This is a genomic window from Pseudomonas sp. 32A (assembly GCF_052682255.1).
This window is the reverse complement of the sequence record NZ_JBQYLY010000001.1, coordinates 5,693,999-5,713,977: the sequence shown is the minus strand read 5'-3', so window position 1 is coordinate 5,713,977 and position 19,979 is coordinate 5,693,999. Positions and strand designations below refer to the sequence as shown.

15 protein-coding genes and 1 riboswitch are annotated in these 19,979 nt (G+C 60.7%); of the genes, 5 read left to right on the top strand and 10 right to left on the bottom strand.

The window, feature by feature from the left end; all coding sequences use genetic code 11:
• Positions 1-63: 63 nt before the first annotated feature.
• Genes ACUN0G_RS26230 through lexA form a run of 4 tightly spaced genes read right to left on the bottom strand, consistent with a single transcriptional unit; the run spans position 64 to position 5,780 of the window.
• The gene (locus ACUN0G_RS26230) at positions 64-3,153 is read right to left on the bottom strand and encodes an error-prone DNA polymerase (protein WP_445574706.1); all 3,090 of its coding nucleotides are present in this window, start codon (positions 3,151-3,153) and stop codon (positions 64-66) included.
• Positions 3,129-4,544 carry a Y-family DNA polymerase gene (locus ACUN0G_RS26225; RefSeq protein WP_445574705.1) on the bottom strand — a complete coding sequence of 472 codons (1,416 nt, stop codon included), beginning with the start codon at positions 4,542-4,544 and terminating at the stop codon, positions 3,129-3,131. Before ACUN0G_RS26225 ends, ACUN0G_RS26230 begins: the two co-directional genes overlap by 25 nt.
• Before the next feature lie 7 nt (positions 4,545-4,551).
• Positions 4,552-5,163 carry a translesion DNA synthesis-associated protein ImuA gene (gene imuA, locus ACUN0G_RS26220; RefSeq protein ID WP_445574704.1) on the bottom strand — a complete coding sequence of 204 codons (612 nt, stop codon included), beginning with the start codon at positions 5,161-5,163 and terminating at the stop codon, positions 4,552-4,554.
• Positions 5,163-5,780 (bottom strand): transcriptional repressor LexA, encoded by a 618-nt coding sequence (gene lexA / locus ACUN0G_RS26215; RefSeq protein ID WP_445574703.1) that lies wholly within the window; start codon positions 5,778-5,780, stop codon positions 5,163-5,165. Before lexA ends, imuA begins: the two co-directional genes overlap by 1 nt.
• 101 nt (positions 5,781-5,881) lie before the next feature.
• Positions 5,882-6,089: riboswitch (cobalamin riboswitch) on the top strand.
• A 94-nt stretch (positions 6,090-6,183) separates the two neighbouring features.
• Between lexA and ACUN0G_RS26210 the strand changes: the two genes are divergently transcribed.
• From ACUN0G_RS26210 to dkgB, 4 genes are all read left to right on the top strand, one after another.
• Positions 6,184-8,118 carry a TonB-dependent receptor plug domain-containing protein gene (locus ACUN0G_RS26210; RefSeq protein WP_445574702.1) on the top strand — a complete coding sequence of 645 codons (1,935 nt, stop codon included), beginning with the start codon at positions 6,184-6,186 and terminating at the stop codon, positions 8,116-8,118.
• Between the two features lie 11 nt (positions 8,119-8,129).
• Positions 8,130-8,462: a (2Fe-2S) ferredoxin domain-containing protein gene (locus tag ACUN0G_RS26205; protein ID WP_177067350.1), complete on the top strand. Its 333-nt coding sequence runs from the start codon at positions 8,130-8,132 to the stop codon at positions 8,460-8,462.
• Complete coding sequence (locus ACUN0G_RS26200; RefSeq protein WP_445574701.1) at positions 8,459-9,379, top strand: ABC transporter substrate-binding protein; 921 nt, start codon at positions 8,459-8,461, stop codon at positions 9,377-9,379. Before ACUN0G_RS26205 ends, ACUN0G_RS26200 begins: the two co-directional genes overlap by 4 nt.
• A 157-nt stretch (positions 9,380-9,536) precedes the next feature.
• The gene (gene dkgB, locus ACUN0G_RS26195; protein ID WP_445574700.1) at positions 9,537-10,340 is read left to right on the top strand and encodes a 2,5-didehydrogluconate reductase DkgB; all 804 of its coding nucleotides are present in this window, start codon (positions 9,537-9,539) and stop codon (positions 10,338-10,340) included.
• Here dkgB and ACUN0G_RS26190 read toward each other — a convergent pair.
• The 6 genes from ACUN0G_RS26190 to ACUN0G_RS26165 form a co-directional block, all read right to left on the bottom strand.
• Complete coding sequence (locus tag ACUN0G_RS26190) at positions 10,337-10,768, bottom strand: chemotaxis protein CheY (RefSeq protein ID WP_445574699.1); 432 nt, start codon at positions 10,766-10,768, stop codon at positions 10,337-10,339. The genes dkgB and ACUN0G_RS26190 overlap by 4 nt on opposite strands.
• A 136-nt stretch (positions 10,769-10,904) precedes the next feature.
• Positions 10,905-14,540 carry a transporter substrate-binding domain-containing protein gene (locus ACUN0G_RS26185; protein WP_445574698.1) on the bottom strand — a complete coding sequence of 1,212 codons (3,636 nt, stop codon included), beginning with the start codon at positions 14,538-14,540 and terminating at the stop codon, positions 10,905-10,907.
• Between the two features lies 1 nt (position 14,541).
• Entirely contained in the window at positions 14,542-15,168 is a 627-nt protein-coding gene (locus tag ACUN0G_RS26180) for a response regulator transcription factor (protein ID WP_003211560.1), read from the bottom strand.
• Between the two features lie 292 nt (positions 15,169-15,460).
• Positions 15,461-16,177 carry an MgtC/SapB family protein gene (locus tag ACUN0G_RS26175; protein WP_445574697.1) on the bottom strand — a complete coding sequence of 239 codons (717 nt, stop codon included), beginning with the start codon at positions 16,175-16,177 and terminating at the stop codon, positions 15,461-15,463.
• Between the two features lie 574 nt (positions 16,178-16,751).
• The gene (locus tag ACUN0G_RS26170; protein ID WP_445574696.1) at positions 16,752-17,354 is read right to left on the bottom strand and encodes a GNAT family N-acetyltransferase; all 603 of its coding nucleotides are present in this window, start codon (positions 17,352-17,354) and stop codon (positions 16,752-16,754) included.
• A 12-nt stretch (positions 17,355-17,366) separates the two neighbouring features.
• Positions 17,367-17,708, bottom strand: coding sequence for an FKBP-type peptidyl-prolyl cis-trans isomerase (locus tag ACUN0G_RS26165; RefSeq protein ID WP_167410185.1), 342 nt, complete (start codon positions 17,706-17,708; stop codon positions 17,367-17,369).
• Between the two features lie 212 nt (positions 17,709-17,920).
• On the opposite strand from ACUN0G_RS26165, the gene ACUN0G_RS26160 reads away from it, so the two are divergent.
• Complete coding sequence (locus tag ACUN0G_RS26160; RefSeq protein WP_445575603.1) at positions 17,921-19,885, top strand: flavin monoamine oxidase family protein; 1,965 nt, start codon at positions 17,921-17,923, stop codon at positions 19,883-19,885.
• The last annotated feature ends 94 nt before the right edge of the window (positions 19,886-19,979 follow it).

The window sequence follows — 19,979 nt, the reverse complement described above, 5'->3', positions numbered from 1 at the left end:
CCGACAGCGGCGGTTGGTTTCATCGCATATTGCTTATGCCGGTATGAAGGAGCAAGAGCCGGTTCAGCGAAAATCCCGGCTGCGCACACTGATGCCCGACAGCAACGGGGTCAGGTCGGTCAGGCGCCCGGCGATCAGGTGCCGAACCTCCCCCACTGCCTCCCAGCGCCCATCCACTTTAAGCAACCGCGAACCCACCAACGCCTGGCGCTGCCGCTCGGCCAGATCGCGCCAGACCACCACATTGGTATTGCCGAACTCATCTTCCAGGGTGACGAAGGTAACGCCGCTGGCCGTGCCCGGGCGCTGTCGTCCGGTGACCAGGCCGGCGACGCTGACGTTGCGCCCATGCTCAACCAGCAGCAACTCTTTGGAGCTGCGGCAGCGTCGTGCGCGCAGTTCATCGCGCAACAGTGCCAATGGATGTGGACCCAGGGTGGTACCGACGCTGGCGTAGTCGGCATACAGGTCTTCGCCCACTGTCGGTGGCGGCAGTTCCACCACCGCTTCTTCGGGGCTGGCCACACCGGCAAACAGGCCCAGTTGCTTCTGCACCCCGGCCACCTCCCAGCGCGCCCGGTGCCGATGCCCGGCCAGGCCGCGCAAGGCACCGGCATCCGCCAGCAGTTCCTGGGCACGGGTGTCCAATCGGGCGCGCTCGCCCAGGTCGGCAATGTCAAAAAACGCCCGTGCCTGACGCGCGGTTTCGATGCGTCGGCCATCTTCTTCGCGAAACCCGGAGACCATCCGCAAGCCCATGCGGATCGCCGGTTGCTGGCCTTCGATCGGTTCCAGGCTGCAGTCCCAGTCACTGGCTTGCACATCCACCGGGCGGATCTGCAAATGATGGCGACGGGCGTCCTGCAGGATCTGGTCCGGGCTGTAGAAACCCATGGGCCAGCTGTTGATCAGGGCGCAGGCAAACGCTGCCGGTTCATGGCATTTGAGCCAGCAACTGGCGTAGGTCAGCAAGGCGAAACTGGCGGCGTGGGACTCGGGAAAACCGTAGCTGCCAAAGCCCTTGATCTGCTCGAAGATCTGCGCGGCGAAGGCTTCGGTGTAGCCGTTTTTCAGCATGCCGGTGCGCAGGCGCTGCTGGTGAGGTTCGAGGCCGCCGTGGCGTTTCCAGGCGGCCATGGAGCGGCGCAGTTGGTCGGCTTCGCCGGGGGTGTAATCGGCGGCGACCATGGCGATCTGCATGACTTGTTCCTGGAACAGCGGGATGCCCAGGGTGCGTTTGAGCACGCTTTCCAGTTCCGGCGACGGGTAGGTTTCGGGTTCTTCCTTGTTACGTCGCCGCAAGTACGGATGCACCATTCCGCCCTGAATCGGCCCGGGCCGCACGATGGCGACCTCGATCACCAGGTCGTAGAACGCTTTCGGCCGCAAACGGGGCAACATCGACATCTGCGCCCGCGATTCAATCTGGAACACGCCAATGGTGTCGGCCTTGCTGATCATCGCGTAGGTCGCCGCGTCTTCCTTGGGCACCGTGGCCAGGCTGAGGTCCTGATTGCGATGGCGGCGCAGCAGGTCGAAGCAGCGGCGAATCGCACTGAGCATGCCCAGCGCGAGGATATCCACCTTGAGCAGGCCCACGGCGTCGAGGTCGTCCTTGTCCCACTGGATAATGGTGCGATCGGCCATGGCGGCATTTTCTACCGGCACCAGAGTGTCCAGCGGGTGTTCGGAAATCACGAAGCCGCCGGGGTGTTGGGACAGGTGCCGGGGGAAGCCGATCAGTTGTTGGGTCAAGGTCAGCACCCGGCGCAGCACCGGGCTGTCGGGGTCGAAGCCACCTTCGCGCAGGCGTTCCAGGGGCGGCGCCTCATCGCTCCAGCGCCCGCAACAGTCGGCCAGGGCGTTGACCTGATCCGGCGGCAGCCCGAGGGCCTTGGCCACGTCGCGCACCGCGCCGGCGCCGTGGTAGCTGCTGACCACCGCCGTCAACGCAGCGCGGGTGCGGCCGTAGCGTTGGAAGACGTATTGCAGCACTTCTTCGCGGCGCTCGTGTTCGAAGTCCACGTCGATGTCCGGCGGCTCGTTGCGTTCCCGGGACAGGAAGCGCTCGAACAACATGTTCATCAGGCTCGGGTTGATCTCGGTGATGCCCAGGGCAAAACACACCGCCGAGTTGGCCGCCGAGCCGCGGCCCTGGCACAGGATCGAACGGCTGCGGGCGAAGCGCACAATGTCGTGCACGGTGAGGAAGTAGCTTTCGTAGCCCAGCTCGGTGATCAGCTTCAGCTCATCATTGATCTGCCCAAGGGTCTTGGCGTCCACGCCGTGCGGCCAACGCTGGGCAATGCCCTCTTCGGTCAAGGTGCGCAACCAGCTCTCAGGCGTTTGCCCTTCGGGCACCAGTTCCCTCGGGTATTGATAGCGCAGTTGGCCAAGGTCGAAGGTGCAACGCCGGGCGATATTCAGGGACTCTTCCAGCAAGTGCGCCGGGTACAGCGCGGCCAGTGCATCGAGGCTGCGCAAGTGTCGTTCACCATTGGGATGCAGGCGCGCACCGGCTTCGGCCACCGGGACGTGATGACGGATCGCGGTCATGGTGTCTTGCAGGGCACGGCGGCCACGCACATGCATATGCACATCGCCGCAGGCCACCGCCGGCAGGTGCAGGCTGGCGGCCAGGTTCAGGCGTTGCTCAAGGTGGCGGGCATCGTTCTGGCCGCAATGCAGCTCCACAGCCAGCCACAGGCGATCGGTAAAGGTGCTGCGCAGCCATTGGATATGGGCCTGGGTGTCGGTGTCTTCGACCATCCATAACGCCAGCAAACCTTGCACGGATATGAAGTCTTCCTGCAGCAGGCGGTAGTGACCTTTTTCCGCGCGGCGGCGGGCAATGGTGATCAGTCGGCACAGGTGCTGATAGCCCTCCAGGTTCTCCACCAGCAGTACCAGCTTCGGGCCGTTTTCCAGGCGCATCTCGCTGCCGATAATCAGCGGCAACTCGACTGCCTTGGCCGCCTGCCAGGCACGCACGATACCCGACAAGGTGCATTCATCGGTGATCGCCAGCGCTGCGTAGCCCTGCTGCTTGGCCCGTTCGAACAGTTCGCGGGCACTGGAGGCGCCACGCTGGAAACTGAAGTTGGACAGGCAATGCAGCTCCGCGTACTTCATGCGAACCAGCCTTGCAGCCACAGCGTGCCGCTTTCGCCCACGGTGCGGTAGGCCCAGCCTTGCTGGCCGGCACGAGTGCGCACCAGGTAATAATCGCGGCGCACATCGGCGCCATCCCACCAGCCGGACTCGATGCGCTCCGGGCCCATCAGGATGTGTAGACCTTGCTCGGCGAGAGGCATCGGTTCATGCAACAACCAGCCCGGGCGTTGCACGTTGTTTGAGGGTGAGCACGGGCGAAGATCAGCACCGGGTTGCCAGGCGCATTCGGGGCGGTGGTCGGCGTGAAAGCGCAGGCCTTGCACCGCTTCGTCCCCCAACCGCGCCCGCAGGCGTTCGCGCAGTTGTTCCCACGGCAGGGTTTGTTGCGGGCGCTCGTCGAACAGGTCCTGGCGCTGAGGCACAAACACCGGCAGGTCCTGGGCCACCAGGCGAAAGCCACGCACCGGCGAGGTGACTTGCACCTGCTCCAGGCGGCCGCGGGCCAGTTCGAACAGCATCGCTGCGTCACGCTCGGCGCTGAGCAGGCCGACTTTGATGACGGTGTCGGGTTCTGCGGCGTGCTCCAGGTGCAGGTCAAAGCGCTGCACGCCACTGTCGCGGCCACACAGGAACGCCGATAAATCGCCGGTCAAACGGCGCAAGGGAAATAGCAAGGCCTGGTGGGACAGCACATCAAAATTCAGCTCGATGCGCACATCGAACTGGTCCGGCGGCTGGTAGAACGCCAGGGCCAAGGGCCGTTGCCCGCACAATGCATCGAGGTGCTTGAGTAGCGCCGCGTCGAAACGCCGGGCCAGGGTATGCCGGGGTAATGCCTGCACCTGGGCCAGGGTGCGCAAGCCCATACGCGACAACGCGGTGGCGGCTTGCGGGTCGAGGCCGGCGCGGTCGATGGGGATCGGCGCCAGGGCTTGTTGCAGGCTGTGCTCATCGGCCACGGCAAGGCCGTCGTAGGCATTCGCCAGAATCCGCGCCGCCGCCGGGTTCGGCGCGGCGACGATGCGATGACGAAACCCGAGGTCGGTCAGTTCCTTGCGCAAGCGCGCTTCGAGCAACGGCCAGGGCCCGAACAGGCCCAGGCTTGACTCGATCTCGAACAACAACGCTCGTGGGTAATACAGGCTGACCTGGGAGCTGAAACGGTAGGCCCAGGCGGCGAGAAATTGCTGCCAGTATTCGATCTGTGCCGGCTCGTATTCGGCGCAGGCAAAGGCCTTGGTCAAGGCATGGGCTGCCGTCAGGGATTGGCCGGGGCGCAGGCCGAGTTTGCGCGCGGCCTCATTGACGGTTTGCAGCACCCGCCGCTGCGGCGTGCCGGCCAACAGGGCCAACGGCTGATCCGGTTCGGGGCGCAGACGCAGCACCCCGTCCAGCGCCAATTGCGGGAAGACAATACACACCCAGCGCATGCCAACCTCAGTGCCCAAGCGCAATGGGCGCGGGATGGGCCAGGCCGCCCCGGCACTTGAGCACCCGCACTTGCGCAGGGCTCGCCTCCACCGCCAGGCGCAACGCGGCCGGTGACGGGTTAATAGCCTCGTTCAAGGAGCGCCAGGCAAAGGCCAGGGTCTGGCCGGTTTCCGCCGCCACCTGCAAGCGGCGCAAGGCCCGGTCATCGGCCTTGCGCGGCCAGCACAGCACCGCGCCACAACTGCCGGAACGCAGGCATTGCTCCACGGCCCACAGGGCATCACGTTCATCGGCCTGGATCACGGAAAGCTGGCGCACATCCACCCCGGCGTTTTGCCAGGCGTGGGGGTACGGCGTGTAAGGCGGCGCCACCAGCACGATACGCTCGCCGGCCGCCGACATCCGCGCCAGGGTCGGCCACACCAATTGCAACTCGCCCACGCCCTCCTTCGCCATCAGGATTTCGCTCAACGCCGCTTCCGGCCAGCCACCGCTGGGCAGCACCGCATCCAAGGCCGCAAGCCCGGTGGGATGGACGCTGGCCGGCGGCGCGGCGGGCCGGCCTTTCCAGACCCGGCCGCCATTGAACAGCGAGTCCAGTGCAACGACGGCGCCCATCAGCCTTGCCTCACCAAACCGCAGAACACCCCTTCGATGGCCAGGTCCTGATCGGGCCGCACCACGATGGGTTGATAAGCGGGGTTGCGCGGCAGCAGGCGCACGCGCTCGCCGACGTGTTCGAAGCGCTTGATGGTGACTTCACCGTCCAGGCGCGCCACCACGATCTGCCCGTTCAAGGCCTCGGCACTGCGACGTACGCCCACCAGGTCGCCATCGAGGATGCCGTCTTCGATCATCGAATCGCCCTGCACCCGCAGCAGGTAATCCGGGGTTTTCGCGAACATGCCCGGGTCGAGTAAGAGGCGGTTGTGCACCTCAGCGTCAGCGCCGATGGGCAAGCCGGCGGCTACCCGGCCGAGTACCGGGATGTCCAGCACCTCCGGCCGCGCCGGTTGATTGAGCAGGCGAATGCCGCGCGCCTGGTTGGGGTTGACCTCGATAAAGCCGCCCTCGGTCAGCGCCAGCACATGCTTGCGCGCCACGCTGCGGGAGGCAAAGCCGAACGCCTCGGCGATCTCGGCGAGGCTGGGAGACTGGCCTTGCTGCGCGATACGGTCGCGGATAAAGGTCAGGATGGCGGTACGGCGGGGCGTTAGATTCGTCATGGAGTACATTTGTACTCCTGTGGGAATTTTCTGGCAATATCCGTCAGTCGCTTCCCATACAGCCACCGGAAAAGTCCCCGCCAAGTTGACGAACGGTCTTTCGAATGTTCAGATGCCGGCCTGTTTCAGGTGCCCCCTGCCGCCGTGCTTGGGGTGAAACGGGAAACCGGTGCCGCTCTTTTTCGAGCCAGTCCGGTGCTGCCCCCGCAACGGTAGACGCGTGACCCCTTCGACACACCACTGTGGCCTGCGCGCCATGGGAAGGTGAAGGTGTCCATACGCGTGAGCCCGGAGACCGGCCTGGAATTCTGTTTGGCAAAATCCTGCGGTGGGCGGGCATGGGCCGGTATTGGCGTGTGCTCGGTGCCTACTCGTGCGTGCTTTTCGCGAAAGATACTTTTCCGAGAAGACTATGATTCGACCTTTCAAGACCCCTGTGCCCGGCCTGTTGTTCGGCTGCCTGTTCAGCCCCCTGCTGCTGGCCGACGACAACACCCTGGAACTCAAGCAACTCAACGTTTCCGCACCGTCGGTGGAGTCCACCACCGTGGCCGATATGGCCCAGTACGGCAGCAAGGTTGAGATCGTCACCCGCGAACAGATTGAACGCGCCGGCCCCGCCGCCGATGTGTCGCGCGTGATGCAGATGTTCATCCCCGGCCTGTACGTGGCACCCAAGAATGGCCCGTTCGACTACGGCACTTATTCCCTGCTGGGTGGGCGCAACGACGACACGCTGATCCTGCTGGACGGCGTGCGCCTGAACAACCGCCTGTACGGCGGCCTGTACCTGGACACCCTGCCCGCCAACGCCATCGAGCGCATCGAAGTGCTCAAGGGTGGCCAGAGCCTGCTGTTCGGCACCCAGGCGGTGTCTGGGGTGATCAACATCGTCACCCGCAGCCCGCAAACCCGCGAGGCGTCCGGCGAGGTGAACCTGGGTGCCGACACCTTCGGCGGCACCACCGGCGATGCTCGGGTCGAGAAGATTTTCAATAACGGATTTGGCGACCTCGGCTTGCTGGCCTACGTCAGCCGCAACGCCTCCGAGGGCTACCAGCCGTTTCGCAACCGCGACATGAAAAATGTCACCGACAAGAAGCGCTCCTACGAAGTCACCACCTTCGGCACCAAGGCGATCCAGTCGTTTGGCGATGACACGCGCCTGGAACTGTTTTACCAATACGCCGACGCCAACCTGGATTTCGCCCGCCCGGTGGACAACCACAAGACCACCAACGACCGCGTGCAACAGATCGCTACGGCGACCTTCGAGCAAACCATCAACGAGCGCCTGAGCTACTTCGTCAAAGGGCATATCAACGATTGGGACACGCGCTACACCCGTCTCAACAATGTCGAAGGCGGCGGCACCAAGGTCATCAACCACAACGATTACTGGGGCTTCACCGACTGGGGCGTGCAGGCCGAAGGCAAGGCCGTGTTGCCCGGTGAGCATGTGCTGGTATTCGGTTCCGACAACCAGTGGTTCAAGGGCCAGGACGATGTATTGATCATCGACGACAACAAGGCCCAGGCCCACGCGCTGTACACCCAACTGCGCCCGACTATCGAGGCGTTGCCGAACTGGCACCCGAGCATCGGTGTACGCCACGAAGCCATGAGCGGCGGCGACAGCGCCACGGTCGGCATGCTTACTTCGCTCTACGACCTCAACGACAACTGGGCCCTGCGCGGCCAATACGGCACCGCCTACAAACTGCCGAATGCCGAGCAACTGTTCGTCAACGAAGACGATGAGAAAGGCAACCGCAACCTCAAGCCGGAGAAGAGCCGCAACGCCGAGCTGGGCATCGACTACAAAGGTAGCCTGCTGGCGCGGGACTTCAGCGCCAGCGTGACGCTGTTCAAGCGCAAGATCACCGACCTGATCACCCTGGACGATATCCAGTGGGTCAACGGCCAGGGGCAGATCCAGATGCGCGGTTTCGAGGCCGACGCCAAGCTGCAACTTAACGAGCAATGGAGCGTGCAGGCCGACATGACCCGCAACCTCACCGAGTCCCGCGCGGGTGTCACCCTCAATGATATTCCCGGCTTCTTCGCCCGCTCGCGGGTCGGCTATGAATCGGTGGACCGCCTGTGGGGCGTCGGTACTGCCGTGCGTTACATCGGCGATATTGTCAGCTCGAAAAAGGTCGAGTACGGCAACTACACCGTGGTCGACGCCGACGCCTATCGCTACCTCGACAACGCCCACCAACACCGCCTGAGCCTGCTGGTAGAGAACCTGTTCGACCGCGATTACGTCACCAGCCGCGCCAGCAACGTCGACAACCTCGGGCGGCCGTTCACCTCCGAAGTACGCTACACGTATCGCTTCTGATGAGTACGCCCGTGGAAACTCATCCGGACTGGTCCCATGTGCCTGACCACGCCCGTCACGTGTTCCTGTGCACCGGCCCGCGCTGCACCCAGCGTGGCGCGCTGCAATTATGGAAAACCCTGCGCCGCCACCTGCTGGCACACGACCGCATCGAAAAACCTGGCGGCGTGCTGTTGACCCGCACCCACTGCCAGTTCCCGTGCAACCTGGGCCCGATTGTGACGGTGTACCCGGACACGTGCTGGTACGGCGTGCACAGCAACGCAGACGTGCAACGGCTGGTGGAAGTGCACCTGGTGGGCGGCGAAGTCGTCGAGGATCTGCTGATCAAGGAGCGCTCATGAAAGCGTCGTGGTTACTGTTGGGCGCCCTGCTCTGCCCATCGTTGGCCTTGGCGGACCGTTATCGCAACTGCAACCAGGACTGGACGGCCACCCACTCACCGCCCTCGCGCATCGTGGCCCTCAACCAGCATGCGGCCGACCTGTTATTGGCGCTGGATGTCGGTCCGGCATTGGTGGGCGTGGCGTATCTGGATGACAACGGTGTGGCCCACCGACACGGCGAGTATTTCGGCGTGCCGGTGATTGCGCCCAAGTACCCGTCCAGCGAAGTGCTCTATGCGCAGAAACCGGATCTGGTGGTCGGTGGATTCGCCACTGCCTTTGGCACTGGCGTTACTTCCCGCACAGGGTTGGCAGGCAACGGGGTTGGGTCGTATTTGCTGGAGTCGGCGTGCGACGGTCATTCACTGGATTACTTCGGGCATATTCGCAACGACCTGTTTACCCTCGGCGCCCTGGTGCACAAACAGCAACGGGCGCGGGCGTTGAGCGATGCCATGGACGCCCACCTCGCCAGTGCACAGGCCCTGGCGGGCGAAGGTAAACCGCTGTCGGTGTTCTACCTGGACAGTGAGGTCAACGGACTGGACAGCGAAGGCCGGCGTGGGTTCGTCACCACGTTGGTGGCGGCTGCTGGTGCGCGCAATTTATTCGCCGGGATCAACCAATACCGCGTCACCGTGAGCAGCGAAACCCTGCTGATGAGTGACCCGGATGTGATCTTGCTGGCGGATGCGCTGTGGTCACCGGCCAGCCGCAAACGTCAGTTGCTGACCACCGACCCGGTGCTGTCGCGTTTGCGGGCGGTGCGGGAGAACCGGATGATCGATATTCCGTTTACCCATTTGGTGCCCACGGCAAGCAGCGGGCGGGTGGCCCTGGACCTGGCGAGGCAATTCAAAAAACTGGCTGAATAAGCACAGTCTTCTGTGGGAGCTGGCTTGCCTGCGATGGCTTTTACTCTTCACCACTCATGACTTTTGGTAAAGAGTCCTTTTCGGATTCAGCGGTTTTTCTGAAGGAACGAGGAGCCGATACTCGACTCCATTGTTCACATCACTTCAGGAGTTACTCATGTCTATTCCCGCATTCGGCCTCGGTACGTTCCGCCTGCAAGGCCAGGTCGTCATCGACTCTGTCAGCACCGGCCTGGAGCTGGGCTACCGCGTCATCGACACTGCGCAAATCTATGAAAACGAAGCCGACGTCGGCCAGGCCATCGCCGACAGCGGCATCCCGCGGGACGAGCTGTTTATCACCAGCAAGATCTGGATCGCCAACTTCGCCGAAGGCCAGCTGATTCCCAGCCTCAAGGAGAGCCTGCGCAAGCTCCAGACCGATTACCTGGACCTGACCCTGATCCACTGGCCATCGCCGGAAGACCAGGTGTCGGTCGCCGAGTTCATGGGCCAGTTGCTGGAAGCCAAGCGTCAGGGCCTGACCCGCCAGCTCGGCATCTCCAACTTCACCGTCGACCTGATGAAGCAGGCAATTGCCGCCGTCGGTGCCGAGCACATCGCGACCAACCAGGTGGAGCTGCACCCGTACCTGCAAAACCGTACCGTGGCGGATTTTGCCAAGGCCCATGGCATCCAAGTCACTTCGTACATGACCCTGGCCTACGGTGAAGTGCTGAAGGACCCGGTAATCCAGCAGATCGCCGAACGGCATCAGGCAACCCCGGCGCAAGTGACCCTGGCCTGGGCCATGCAGCTGGGCTATGCGGTGATCCCTTCGTCGACCAAGCGCGCCAATCTGGCCAGCAACCTCAAGGCGCTGGAGCTGACCTTGAGCGACGCCGAGATGGCGCAGATCGCCGGCCTGGAGCGTGGTCATCGGCTGACCAGCCCCAAGGGCATCGCGCCGAACTGGGACTAAGCCACAGGGCTGCGGGATAATTCCCGCAGCCACGGCAACACCCGCAGCCCACTGGTGACTGGCGGTGGGTCGATGATGTCCATGAAGTGTTCGAGGTTGATGCTGTCCGGCGCACCCGGCAGGCGCATCAACAGTGTCGGTGTGGCGGCCGGCGTGCCCAGGTCGCGGATGTCGTAGACCAGCACATGGCGAATCTGCGGATGCTGTTCCTGGTAGGCCAGTACCCCGCCCTCGCTGGCCGCCAACCCGGCATTGATGATCAGCACGTCGAACGGCGCGGTCGGGATGGCCGTGAGGATCAGCACTTCTTCGAAGGTCTGCACCGGGACGATGCGGTAGTAGCCCAATTGGTTGAGCATTTTTTCGATGTACAGCCGTTGCAGGTGCTGTTCATCGGCGATCAGGAGGGTCAGTGCTTTGTTTGGCATGGCGATCACCTGAGCAAGGAGCGCTCGTGAGGGACTGGGCGGCCTATTTTCCAGACATATTCCGAAGACTAAATAAGGCTTGTTCCGCCTTCATGTAGGAGTTGTCCCAAACAGCTCGAATGACAGCCCTCGCCAGTCAAGTCTGATTGCAATAAACCGACAACCCGTGATGCAGGTGAGCGAGCGCTTCATCCATACCGTCGATAGCACTGGCCAACTCGTTACGCGCTTGCCGTTCACAGACGTTTTCCAATACTTCGCAGCACTCCATCAATGCCTGGGCCTTGACCATGCGCGCGCCGCCTTTGGTTCGATGGGCCAGGTCATGCAGGCCGGCAAAGTCGGCCTTGTGTTGCAGGGCCACCAACTGCCCATGGTCAGCCTCAAGGCTGTCGAGCAATGGCACCAGCAGTTCTTTTACTGCGTCGACATCCCCTCCGGTCAGCTTCTCCAGGTCGCGCAAATCAAAGTCTGGCGACAACTCGTCCACGCTGACCGGGGCCACCGAGGGCGTGGCTGTGCGCGACATCAGGGCCGCATGCAGGTCCTCAAGCCCGGTGGGCTTGAACAGGCAGCCATCCATTCCCGCCTGTCGGCAGCGTTCGGCTTCCTCGGGCTGGGCGTTGGCGGTGAACCCCAGCAACAGGCAAGGCGCCAGGCCGCGTTCACGCTCCAGGGTGCGGATATCCCGCGCCAGCTCGTAACCGTCCTTAAATGGCATATTGCAGTCGGTAATCACCCCATCAAAACGTCCGGACAACCACAGCTCAAGCCCCTGGACGCCATCTTCGGCGGTGGTGATTCGGTGCCCCAGAAAGCTCAATTGCCGGGCCAGCAGCAGCCGGTTGGCCGGGTAGTCATCCACCACCAGAATGCTCAATGCGTGGGCCGGCGAAGCTTCCAGGGCAACGGAGACGGCCGGCACGCGGGTGGCGTCGGCGACGGCCAACGCCAGGGTGACGTCCACCCGGGTGCCCTGCCCCAACAAGCTGCTCAATTGCAGTTGCCCACCCATCATCTCGCAGAGGTTGCGGCTGATGACCAGGCCCAGACCCGAACCGCTGCGCGCCGATTGTTCGGTGTTCGAGCCCTGGATAAACGGGTTGAACAGGCGTTTCTGGTCTTCGACACTGATGCCGATGCCGGTGTCTTCCACCCACAGCCTGAGGTTCAGGTACCCGTTGGCAATCGCCGACGAGCCGGACGCGCCAAGCCTTACCTGGCCATGGGGCGTGAACTTGATCGCATTGCTCAGCAGGTTCGACACCACCTGCTTGAAACGCATCGGGTCCACCAGCACCCATCGATCAATCAGCGGGTCGAGCTCCACGTTCAATACCAGGCCCTTGGCCCGCGCCAGTCCATCGAAGACCCGCGCCACGGACGCCAGCAACGCGTGCAGGTTAGACGGCTGCAACGCCAGGGACAGGTGACCCGACTCAATGCGTGCGATGTCCAGGATATCGCCGATCAACTCCAGCATGCCTCGCGACGCATCGGCGGCCACCTCCAACGCATCGCGGTCGGCCCGGTCCTGTTCGGCGGCTTTCAAGGCCAATTCGATCATGCCAATCACGGCGTTCATAGGGGTGCGTATCTCATGGCTCATGGTCGCGAGGAAGGTGGTCTTGGCGCGATTGGCGGCGTCGGCATCCTCCTTGGCCTCCCGCAGCTGGCCGAGCAGGTGCTGCCTTTCACTGACGTCCACCCAGCCGGCGATCATGCCCACTACCCGCTCATCACCGTCGCGGTACGGCAGCATCCAGTGGTAGATCGTCAGCACCGAGCCATCCGGCACTTTGAGTACCCGGTCATGGATCTGCGGCTCGCCCCGCTCCATCAAGCGCAGGTAGTCTTCATGGAAAGACTGGGCCTGGGGACGGTTGCCCGTGTCAGTCTCGACCACGGTCTTGCCGACCACCTCCTCCAGCTTGAAACCAAACACATCAAGGTAGGCGCTGTTGCACGCCATCAGCCGGCCCAGGCGATCACGCACGTAAATCGGATGGGGCGTGCCGTCGATCAGCGCACTCATAAAACGCATCTGGTCGCTCAGGGCACGCTCGGCCTGCACCCGTTTGCGTATCAGGCTGCGCAGGTAAATCGCCCAGCCGAGGGTGATCAGCAGCAGCAGCGCCGCCAGGCTGAAGCCTTGAATGATGACGGTGCGGTGCCGCGCCCAGTAGCTGTCTTCAACCAATACCTCACTACGCCAGTGGCCGGCCAATTCATCCATCTCCTGGGGCGTGATACTCAGCAATGCCTTGTCGAGGATCGAATACAACTCCAGTTGGCTGCGGTTGACCCCAAAGGCTATGCGAGCCGGCTCGGACCCGACCGTGCTGGTGACCCGCAAGCGGTCACGGTAATCGCGGGCAATCATGTAGCGCGCACTGATCAACGTATTGACGGCCGCATCGGCGCCGCCGCTGGCCACCAGCGCCATGCCGTGCTCGGGGTTGTCGACGTCCACAAACTTGATGGTGGGATAGGCCTGGGCAATCCACTCTTGCAGGCTATTGCCGCCGATCAGTGCCAGGCGCTTGCCGGCCATGTCTTCCAGGGTGAGGGGGCTGCGGTCATCCATGCGACTGACCAGCACAAACGGATTGGTCAGGTAAGGCCGGGTAATACGCACCTTGTCCGTGCGCTCAACGCTGGGCGTGACCACCGCGATCAGGTCCGCACCGCCGGTGCTGACCTTGTCAATTTGCTGGGGCATCGAGGTGCCCGGGACCACGTCAAATTTCAACCCGGTGCGCAAGCTGATACGGGCCAGCACCTCGGCGCTCAATCCTTCGAACGCGCCCTGCTTGTTGATAAATGAAACCGGCAGGAACTTGTCGAGGATCGCGACCTTTATCCGGGGGTTCTTCTCCAGCCAGCGCTGCTCACTGGCACTCAAGCGCAACCGGTCCGCCCCCAGGAACCCAAGATTTCCGGCACTCCAGCGTCGCAGGATTTCCATCTGCTCACTGACCGGTATCGCGGCGAGCGCCGCATTGATGATCGGCAGCAAGCGCGTGTTGTTGCGAGAAAATGCAAACGCAAACGGATTGACTTCAAGTGACGAGAAATCAGCCATTCGAACGTTGTTCAGGTGGTTCCTGTTGATCAGGTAGTGGGCGCTGATTGCATCGCCGAGGTAAACATCCGCCTGGCCGAATGCAACAGCGCCGATGGCCTCGAAGGTCGAAGGAAAAAGCTGTAGCCGGGCATGAGGGTAGAACGCCTGTACCGCCTCAGGCTGCATGTAGTGATAGAACATGGCCACCCGCTTGCCGGCCAGGTCGGCACTCAGGGCCTGGCTCTCGCCCGTGCGGGTGACCAGGGTCGGTTGATCCATGGCATAGGAGCGCGACAGCACCAGTTGCGGGTCTGCCGCCTCGTAGCCGTTGGCTGACCCCACAAAATCCACCTCACCGCGCTTGAGTGCCGTGATGACCTCATCCCGACTGTCGTAGCGACGGACTTCAACCGTGATGTTCAGCGCGTCGGCTATCAGTGCGGCGTAATCTGCCGTAATCCCCTCGAGCTCATCGTTGCTGCTCAACTCAAACGGTGCGTAATCGGGGCTCGAGATCCCCATCAACAAACGGCGGCGCTCCCGCAGCCAGCGCCAGTCCGCCTCGGGCAACCCCACCGCCGGGGTTTCGAGGATGGAGTGCCCCAGCAGGTACAGGGTGCGCGCCTCCCCAAGGGCCGGGGCTTGCGTGTAGAGCACGCCCAGCAGCACCCACGCACTGAGCCACAAGGCCCGGAACCTGGTCATTTCAGATCAGATGGTTGCGCTGGGCGAATTTGGACAAATGCACCACCGACGACATGCGCAGCTTCTCCTTCAAACGGGTTTTGTAGGTACTGATGGTCTTGTGGCTGAGCAACATGTCCTCGGCTATTTCCTTGTTACCAAGCCCCAGCGCCAACTTCTGCAACACGGTCAATTCACGGTCGGAAAGCTCTGCCACCAAGTCCTGTTCGGTGGACTGCAAATCGTCCCGGCGCACCGAGCTGGTGGGCAAGCTGGGAAAGCAGCTGTAATTGGACATCACGGCCTTGATGGCTTTTTGCAGTTCATCCAGCTCGCCGGTCTTGGCCACAAAGCCCATCGCGCCGGCACGCATGCAGCGGGTAGAAAAGAACACCGCCAGATAGGACGTCAGCACCAGGATCTTGCAAGGCAAGCCCAGTGCCTTGATACGGCTGATCACCTCCAGGCCACCCAACTTCGGCATCGCCAGGTCGAGGATGATCAGTTCGGGGCGTTCTTCCCGGGCGATCTGCATCGCATCGGCACCGTTGCCGGCCTCGAAGATCGTGTCGAAGCCTTCCTGCTTCAACAGGTACCGGACGGTTGCGCGGATAAATGGGTGGTCATCCACTATTAAAGCTTTGCTCATAAGGCTCCCCTGGGAGGATTCAGTACCGTTGCACATCACACGGGACCTATCTACCTGTGAGAAATGACAGTTCCGACGAGCGGCTCTGAACATTCCTACAAGAAGCAGTCGGGTCCCTCCATTTGAACAGCGCATCGCCATGGGTGGCCGCACCTGCGTGCCTGGCTAGTCGCAAGCGCGCAACCTTACCAATGGAATGACGCGTCACCTGAAGGGATAGTCCCAGCCGCGTGTAGGACTTTTCCTCGCTAGAAGCATAGTAAACAGTGGGGTTCCGGGGAGCGGGGGTCGTCTAGTCGGTGGTACTCGGGCTCCAGAACGCCTGTACCACCAGGGTCGAGGTGGAAATGCGCGCCACCAGGGCGTCCAGTTCATCACCGTCTACCGAGGTCACGGCCAGCATCGCCTCGATTTCTACCTCATCAGGACCAAAGGGGCGTACGTCCACATCACTGGCCGGGTAGTTGCAGCGTGCAAGTTCGGCTTCAAGCAAGGCGAGTACTGCTTTTTGCTGGGTACGACGGGCCACCACATAGAGAATGTTGGTCACCTCGGCCGACACCACGTCCAATGGCTGGCGGTTGATGTTATTGACGATCGGCCGCAGCAACGTGTTGGCCGCCAGCACAAACAGCGTACCCAGCAACGCTTCGAGGATCAGGTCGGCACCGGCACAGGCGCCCACCGCCGCCGATGCCCAAAGGGTGGCTGCAGTATTCAAACCGCGCACGTTGCCCTCTTCACGCATGATCACGCCGGCACCGAGAAAACCGATGCCCGAGACCACATAGGCCACGACCCGCACCGCCCCTTCGGCGCCGCCCAGACGGTTGGCCATGTCGACGAAAATCGCCGCGCCCACCGCCACCAGCACGTTGGTACGCAACCCCGCCGTGCGCTGGCGGTACTGACGTTCGAAGCCGATCAGCCCGCCGAGGATAAAGGCCGCGGTGAGGCTGACCAGTGTGTCGATCAGCGAGTTGAGGTTGATGTTGTTGATTGCTTGCATAGTCAGTCTTCCCTGTTCATTGCCAGCCAAACTTGGGCGAGGAAACCTTCGGGCAGGTACGACCATCCTGGGCCGTGATTGGGTCACGGGCACGACAGGACAGGCCCGCCCGTCGCAAACGACAGGCGCGTCCGTAGTACCGCGATGCAAGGCATCACGTACGGGTCAGCGTCGATGAGAGGGAAATCGGGATCGGGCCAGGACTGACCGCTACCGGGATGCCGCTTCTCGCTTCCGGGCGAGACAACGGCATCGGAAAAATGCGCGTTACCTTGCCAAGTATGTGCCGGTTATCGAGACCGGCCGACGACTGTCACTCGAACAAGTACCCACTGAGGGTCTCCGCTATTGATGAAAACGCGCAAAGCTTACGCTCCGATTTAAGGAGAGTAAACCGTAGGAAAGCTTACCCAATGGGGTTAGGAATATTCTTCAGGGACGGTTCAGGTAAGCGCATCCACCCCCCGTAGCAGCTGTCGAGCCCAAGCGAGGCTGCGTCGGCCACACTGCGATCATCAAGCCAGGCACTGCACCGAGTCGCCCCGAACGCAGCCTCGCCCAGGCTCGACAGCTGCTACGCAGAAGACGGTCGATCACGCTCCACCAGCGCCAAATACTCATTGATCGCCCCACCCGCCAACGCCTTCACCTGAATGGAAACCCGATTCACCTGCCGCCCCATCTCGATCCCATCCCGAGTCCGCACCTGAACATACCCAAGCCGGGGCCAGAACCGCTCGGCCTTGACGTTCCCCACCACCACCGTCAGCCGCAACCAACGTGCGCCCAGGCGTACTACCCAATCCTGGAAATCCGCATGCAACTGCCGCGCAAACCCGGTGCCATGCAACGGCGTGGCCACCAACAGCAACCCGATATGCCACACCCCAACCGCCAGCAGGTCAGACGCCACATTCACCACCGCAACCAGCTGCCCTTCGGCATTGCGGTAGCCAATCCAATACATTCGCGTGTAGCTCCAGGTGTCGGGCAGTTGAAGAGTCAACTCATCCCGAGCCTCCGTGGGTGTGGCGGGCTCACCGTTGACCGCGAGAAAATATTCCGGGGCTGCTTCGAAAAAGCGCTGCAGCTCGGCCTCATCCTCAACCGTCAGTTCAACCACCCGGATGCCCGCTATCGAACTGCGCGGCAGGGCCATCGTGTCAACAACATCCATGTTCATCCCTTCTCAATCGTCGCGTGTGAGTACTTCCAACAACTCAATTTCAAAGCGCAGATTACTGTTGGGCGTGATATGCGCGCCCATCGAGCGCTCGCCGTAGGCCAGGTGCGCCGGCACAAACAACGTGCGAATGCCGCCGACTTTCATGCCCATCAGCCCCTGGTCCCAGCCTTTGATCACGCGACCGGTACCGATCACGCATTGAAACGGCTTGCCCCGTTCCCATGAAGAATCGAACACCGTGCCGTCTTCGAGGGTGCCGGTGTATTGCGTGGTGATCAGGGCGCCTTTGACCACGGTTTTACCGTCACCGAGGCGGATGTCGGTGATTTCCAGTTCGTTGTTCATTTTTTCTCGTTTTGTGTAGTGCGCGGATTGCGCCAAACGGGCGTTTTCCCAGAGTCAAACGCGTTTGGCAAGCTTGAGGTGAGGGTCGCCCGCTCAAACCTACAAAAAACCACGAAAACACCCCTGTCGAAAACTCTCCTCCCCGATTTACCTTGTTCGGCTCAGCGAGCAGCCTACCCCTTCAAAAACATAGAACATCAAGGATGACCTACGTGACAATAGGATCAGATTTCAATTACCCGGCTGACATTGCTATTGGTACCTCTAGAGAAAAGAGGTCTATCAAAAATAAATGGCGAGGCCGTTTTCCCAGCCCGCCAGATTTATGCTTCGATTATCGAGCCTTAGTTGAACAAACAGGCGGAATCGCCAACTCGATCAATTCGAATCACAGAATATGTATCATCGGAGCGGGTATAACGGGACTTACTGCAGCACGAGAACTTTATCGCTGCGGCTTTAAAAATATATCCCTGCTGGAAAAATCCAAGAGAATCGGCGGCAGGCACCTTACTGTACTTGGAGGCCAGCACTCCAATAATACAGGCCGCCCACCCTTTGAAATGGGTGCGATGCGAATGCCCTTCTTTAATCGATCTGACGAACCGCCTACTGACGGTAGATCCCTGATGGCCTATTACGCAAAAGAGTTTGCGCTTGTTCATTCAAACTTCCCAAATCCGGGAAGCCCATGGGTCAAATCAACCGGCATCTACTTACGCGAAGGAAGTATAGATAACAGGGGCCAGCCCACTATGCTGATCTGGAAAAACAAAGATGGGATAACGCCACCTCCTGGCGAAACCCTAAGCGCGGTGTCTGCAAAATGGGAAAACTTTGCCAAACGCATGACTCAGAAAGTCGCGGATTTCTATGGAAGCGAGCAATGGGAGTTACTTTGGGCCGCCATAGTCGAAAGATACGAAGGTATCTCGTTTCGGGATTTAGTAAAAATGCCGGTTATTGAGTCTTGGAGCAGGCACCGTCCCGGAGACTTTGGAGGCATGGGGATGACGGCAAAAGAATCGGCGGTATTCTACGCAATTGGAATAGGCGATGGCAGTTGGGGCGCTTTTTATGACATATGCTCGCTTTACCCCCTGCGTACTGCGATTTTTGGTTTCAGCAGTCATCTCCAGTTGATTCATGGCCGGGTCAAACTGGATGGCACGACAGTCGACTCTCCACACCTGGAAAGCTCGGCCGTTTTTGACTCCCGGGGTCTTAGGTTTAATAAGCCCAGCTACAAAGGCCTCGGGGCCTTAGCAGAATGCATGCTCTTTATGAGCATCCCTGAAACAGGAAACTCCGTTTATGAACATAGTCTTGAAAAGTCGAATGGACTGCTAACCGACTCTCCGGTAAAAAAGCTGGAAAAGCTCAAGAGTGGGAAAACACGAGTTCATTATCAATGGAACTCAAGCAATCCCAAAAAAACTGAGCCCTGCTATGCCGACTTCGATTCGGTCATCGTCACCCTTCCCTCCTGGTTGATCGAAACACAGCTGCTACTTGAAGGTTTCGACCAAGAGATGCTCCCTTTCGACACGATAAATGCTTATAAAACCGCGCACTGGGAAACCAGCTGCAAAGTATACGCCCCATTAAAAAAATCGTTCCTATCTAAAAACACAAAAATCCCTCAAGCAATTGTGACCGACAGCTTCATACATGACGTGTATACCTATCGCTATAACGACCACTACACCTACGACTGCATACTTCTGAGTTATACCTGGGAAGACGATGCGACAAAACTATCTTCATTAAGTGAAAAAGAACTGATAGCCAAGTGCATTGAAGAGCTGGACAGAATCCTGATTAAATCCACAAACATTCAAGAGAAAATCTCTCCATACATAGGCCACGAGCAGGCTATCGTGCAACGTTGGATGAATGACAGCAACTCGTTAGGGTGCGCAAAACTGTATAGGCCGGGAACCTACTATGAGGCTGTGGGCCTAATGAAATACAACAAAGACCACTCATTTAAATCTGGACTTTACCTCTGCGGCGAATCTTTTTCAGTAGATGCTGGGTGGACAGAGCCATGTTTCAGGGGCGCAATAGACACCGTCATAAATATATGCAACAAAACTGGCGCTAAATTTAACGGAGGATTTTCTATGCAAGACTATCCAGAATACAAAACCGAGCGTCCACACCAGTCAAATTAAATAGCCAGTACAAAGGCCTTGGCGGAACCAAGCTACGCAGCTATCGGACGCGTCCGACTTTCCTTTAAACATCGGGTCGCCTTTTATAAACATC

Excerpts from the sequence above, each read along its gene's own strand:
- ACUN0G_RS26225 (WP_445574705.1), bottom strand. The coding sequence starts at position 4,544 with ATGCGCTGGGTGTGTATTGTCTTCCCGCAATTGGCGCTGGACGGGGTG.
- imuA (WP_445574704.1), bottom strand. The coding sequence starts at position 5,163 with ATGGGCGCCGTCGTTGCACTGGACTCGCTGTTCAATGGCGGCCGGGTC.
- lexA (WP_445574703.1), bottom strand. The coding sequence starts at position 5,780 with ATGTACTCCATGACGAATCTAACGCCCCGCCGTACCGCCATCCTGACC.
- ACUN0G_RS26210 (WP_445574702.1), top strand. The coding sequence starts at position 6,184 with ATGATTCGACCTTTCAAGACCCCTGTGCCCGGCCTGTTGTTCGGCTGC.
- ACUN0G_RS26200 (WP_445574701.1), top strand. The coding sequence starts at position 8,459 with ATGAAAGCGTCGTGGTTACTGTTGGGCGCCCTGCTCTGCCCATCGTTG.
- dkgB (WP_445574700.1), top strand. The coding sequence starts at position 9,537 with ATGTCTATTCCCGCATTCGGCCTCGGTACGTTCCGCCTGCAAGGCCAG.
- ACUN0G_RS26190 (WP_445574699.1), bottom strand. The coding sequence starts at position 10,768 with ATGCCAAACAAAGCACTGACCCTCCTGATCGCCGATGAACAGCACCTG.
- ACUN0G_RS26185 (WP_445574698.1), bottom strand. The coding sequence starts at position 14,540 with ATGACCAGGTTCCGGGCCTTGTGGCTCAGTGCGTGGGTGCTGCTGGGC.
- ACUN0G_RS26180 (WP_003211560.1), bottom strand. The coding sequence starts at position 15,168 with ATGAGCAAAGCTTTAATAGTGGATGACCACCCATTTATCCGCGCAACC.
- ACUN0G_RS26175 (WP_445574697.1), bottom strand. The coding sequence starts at position 16,177 with ATGCAAGCAATCAACAACATCAACCTCAACTCGCTGATCGACACACTG.
- ACUN0G_RS26170 (WP_445574696.1), bottom strand. The coding sequence starts at position 17,354 with ATGGATGTTGTTGACACGATGGCCCTGCCGCGCAGTTCGATAGCGGGC.
- ACUN0G_RS26165 (WP_167410185.1), bottom strand. The coding sequence starts at position 17,708 with ATGAACAACGAACTGGAAATCACCGACATCCGCCTCGGTGACGGTAAA.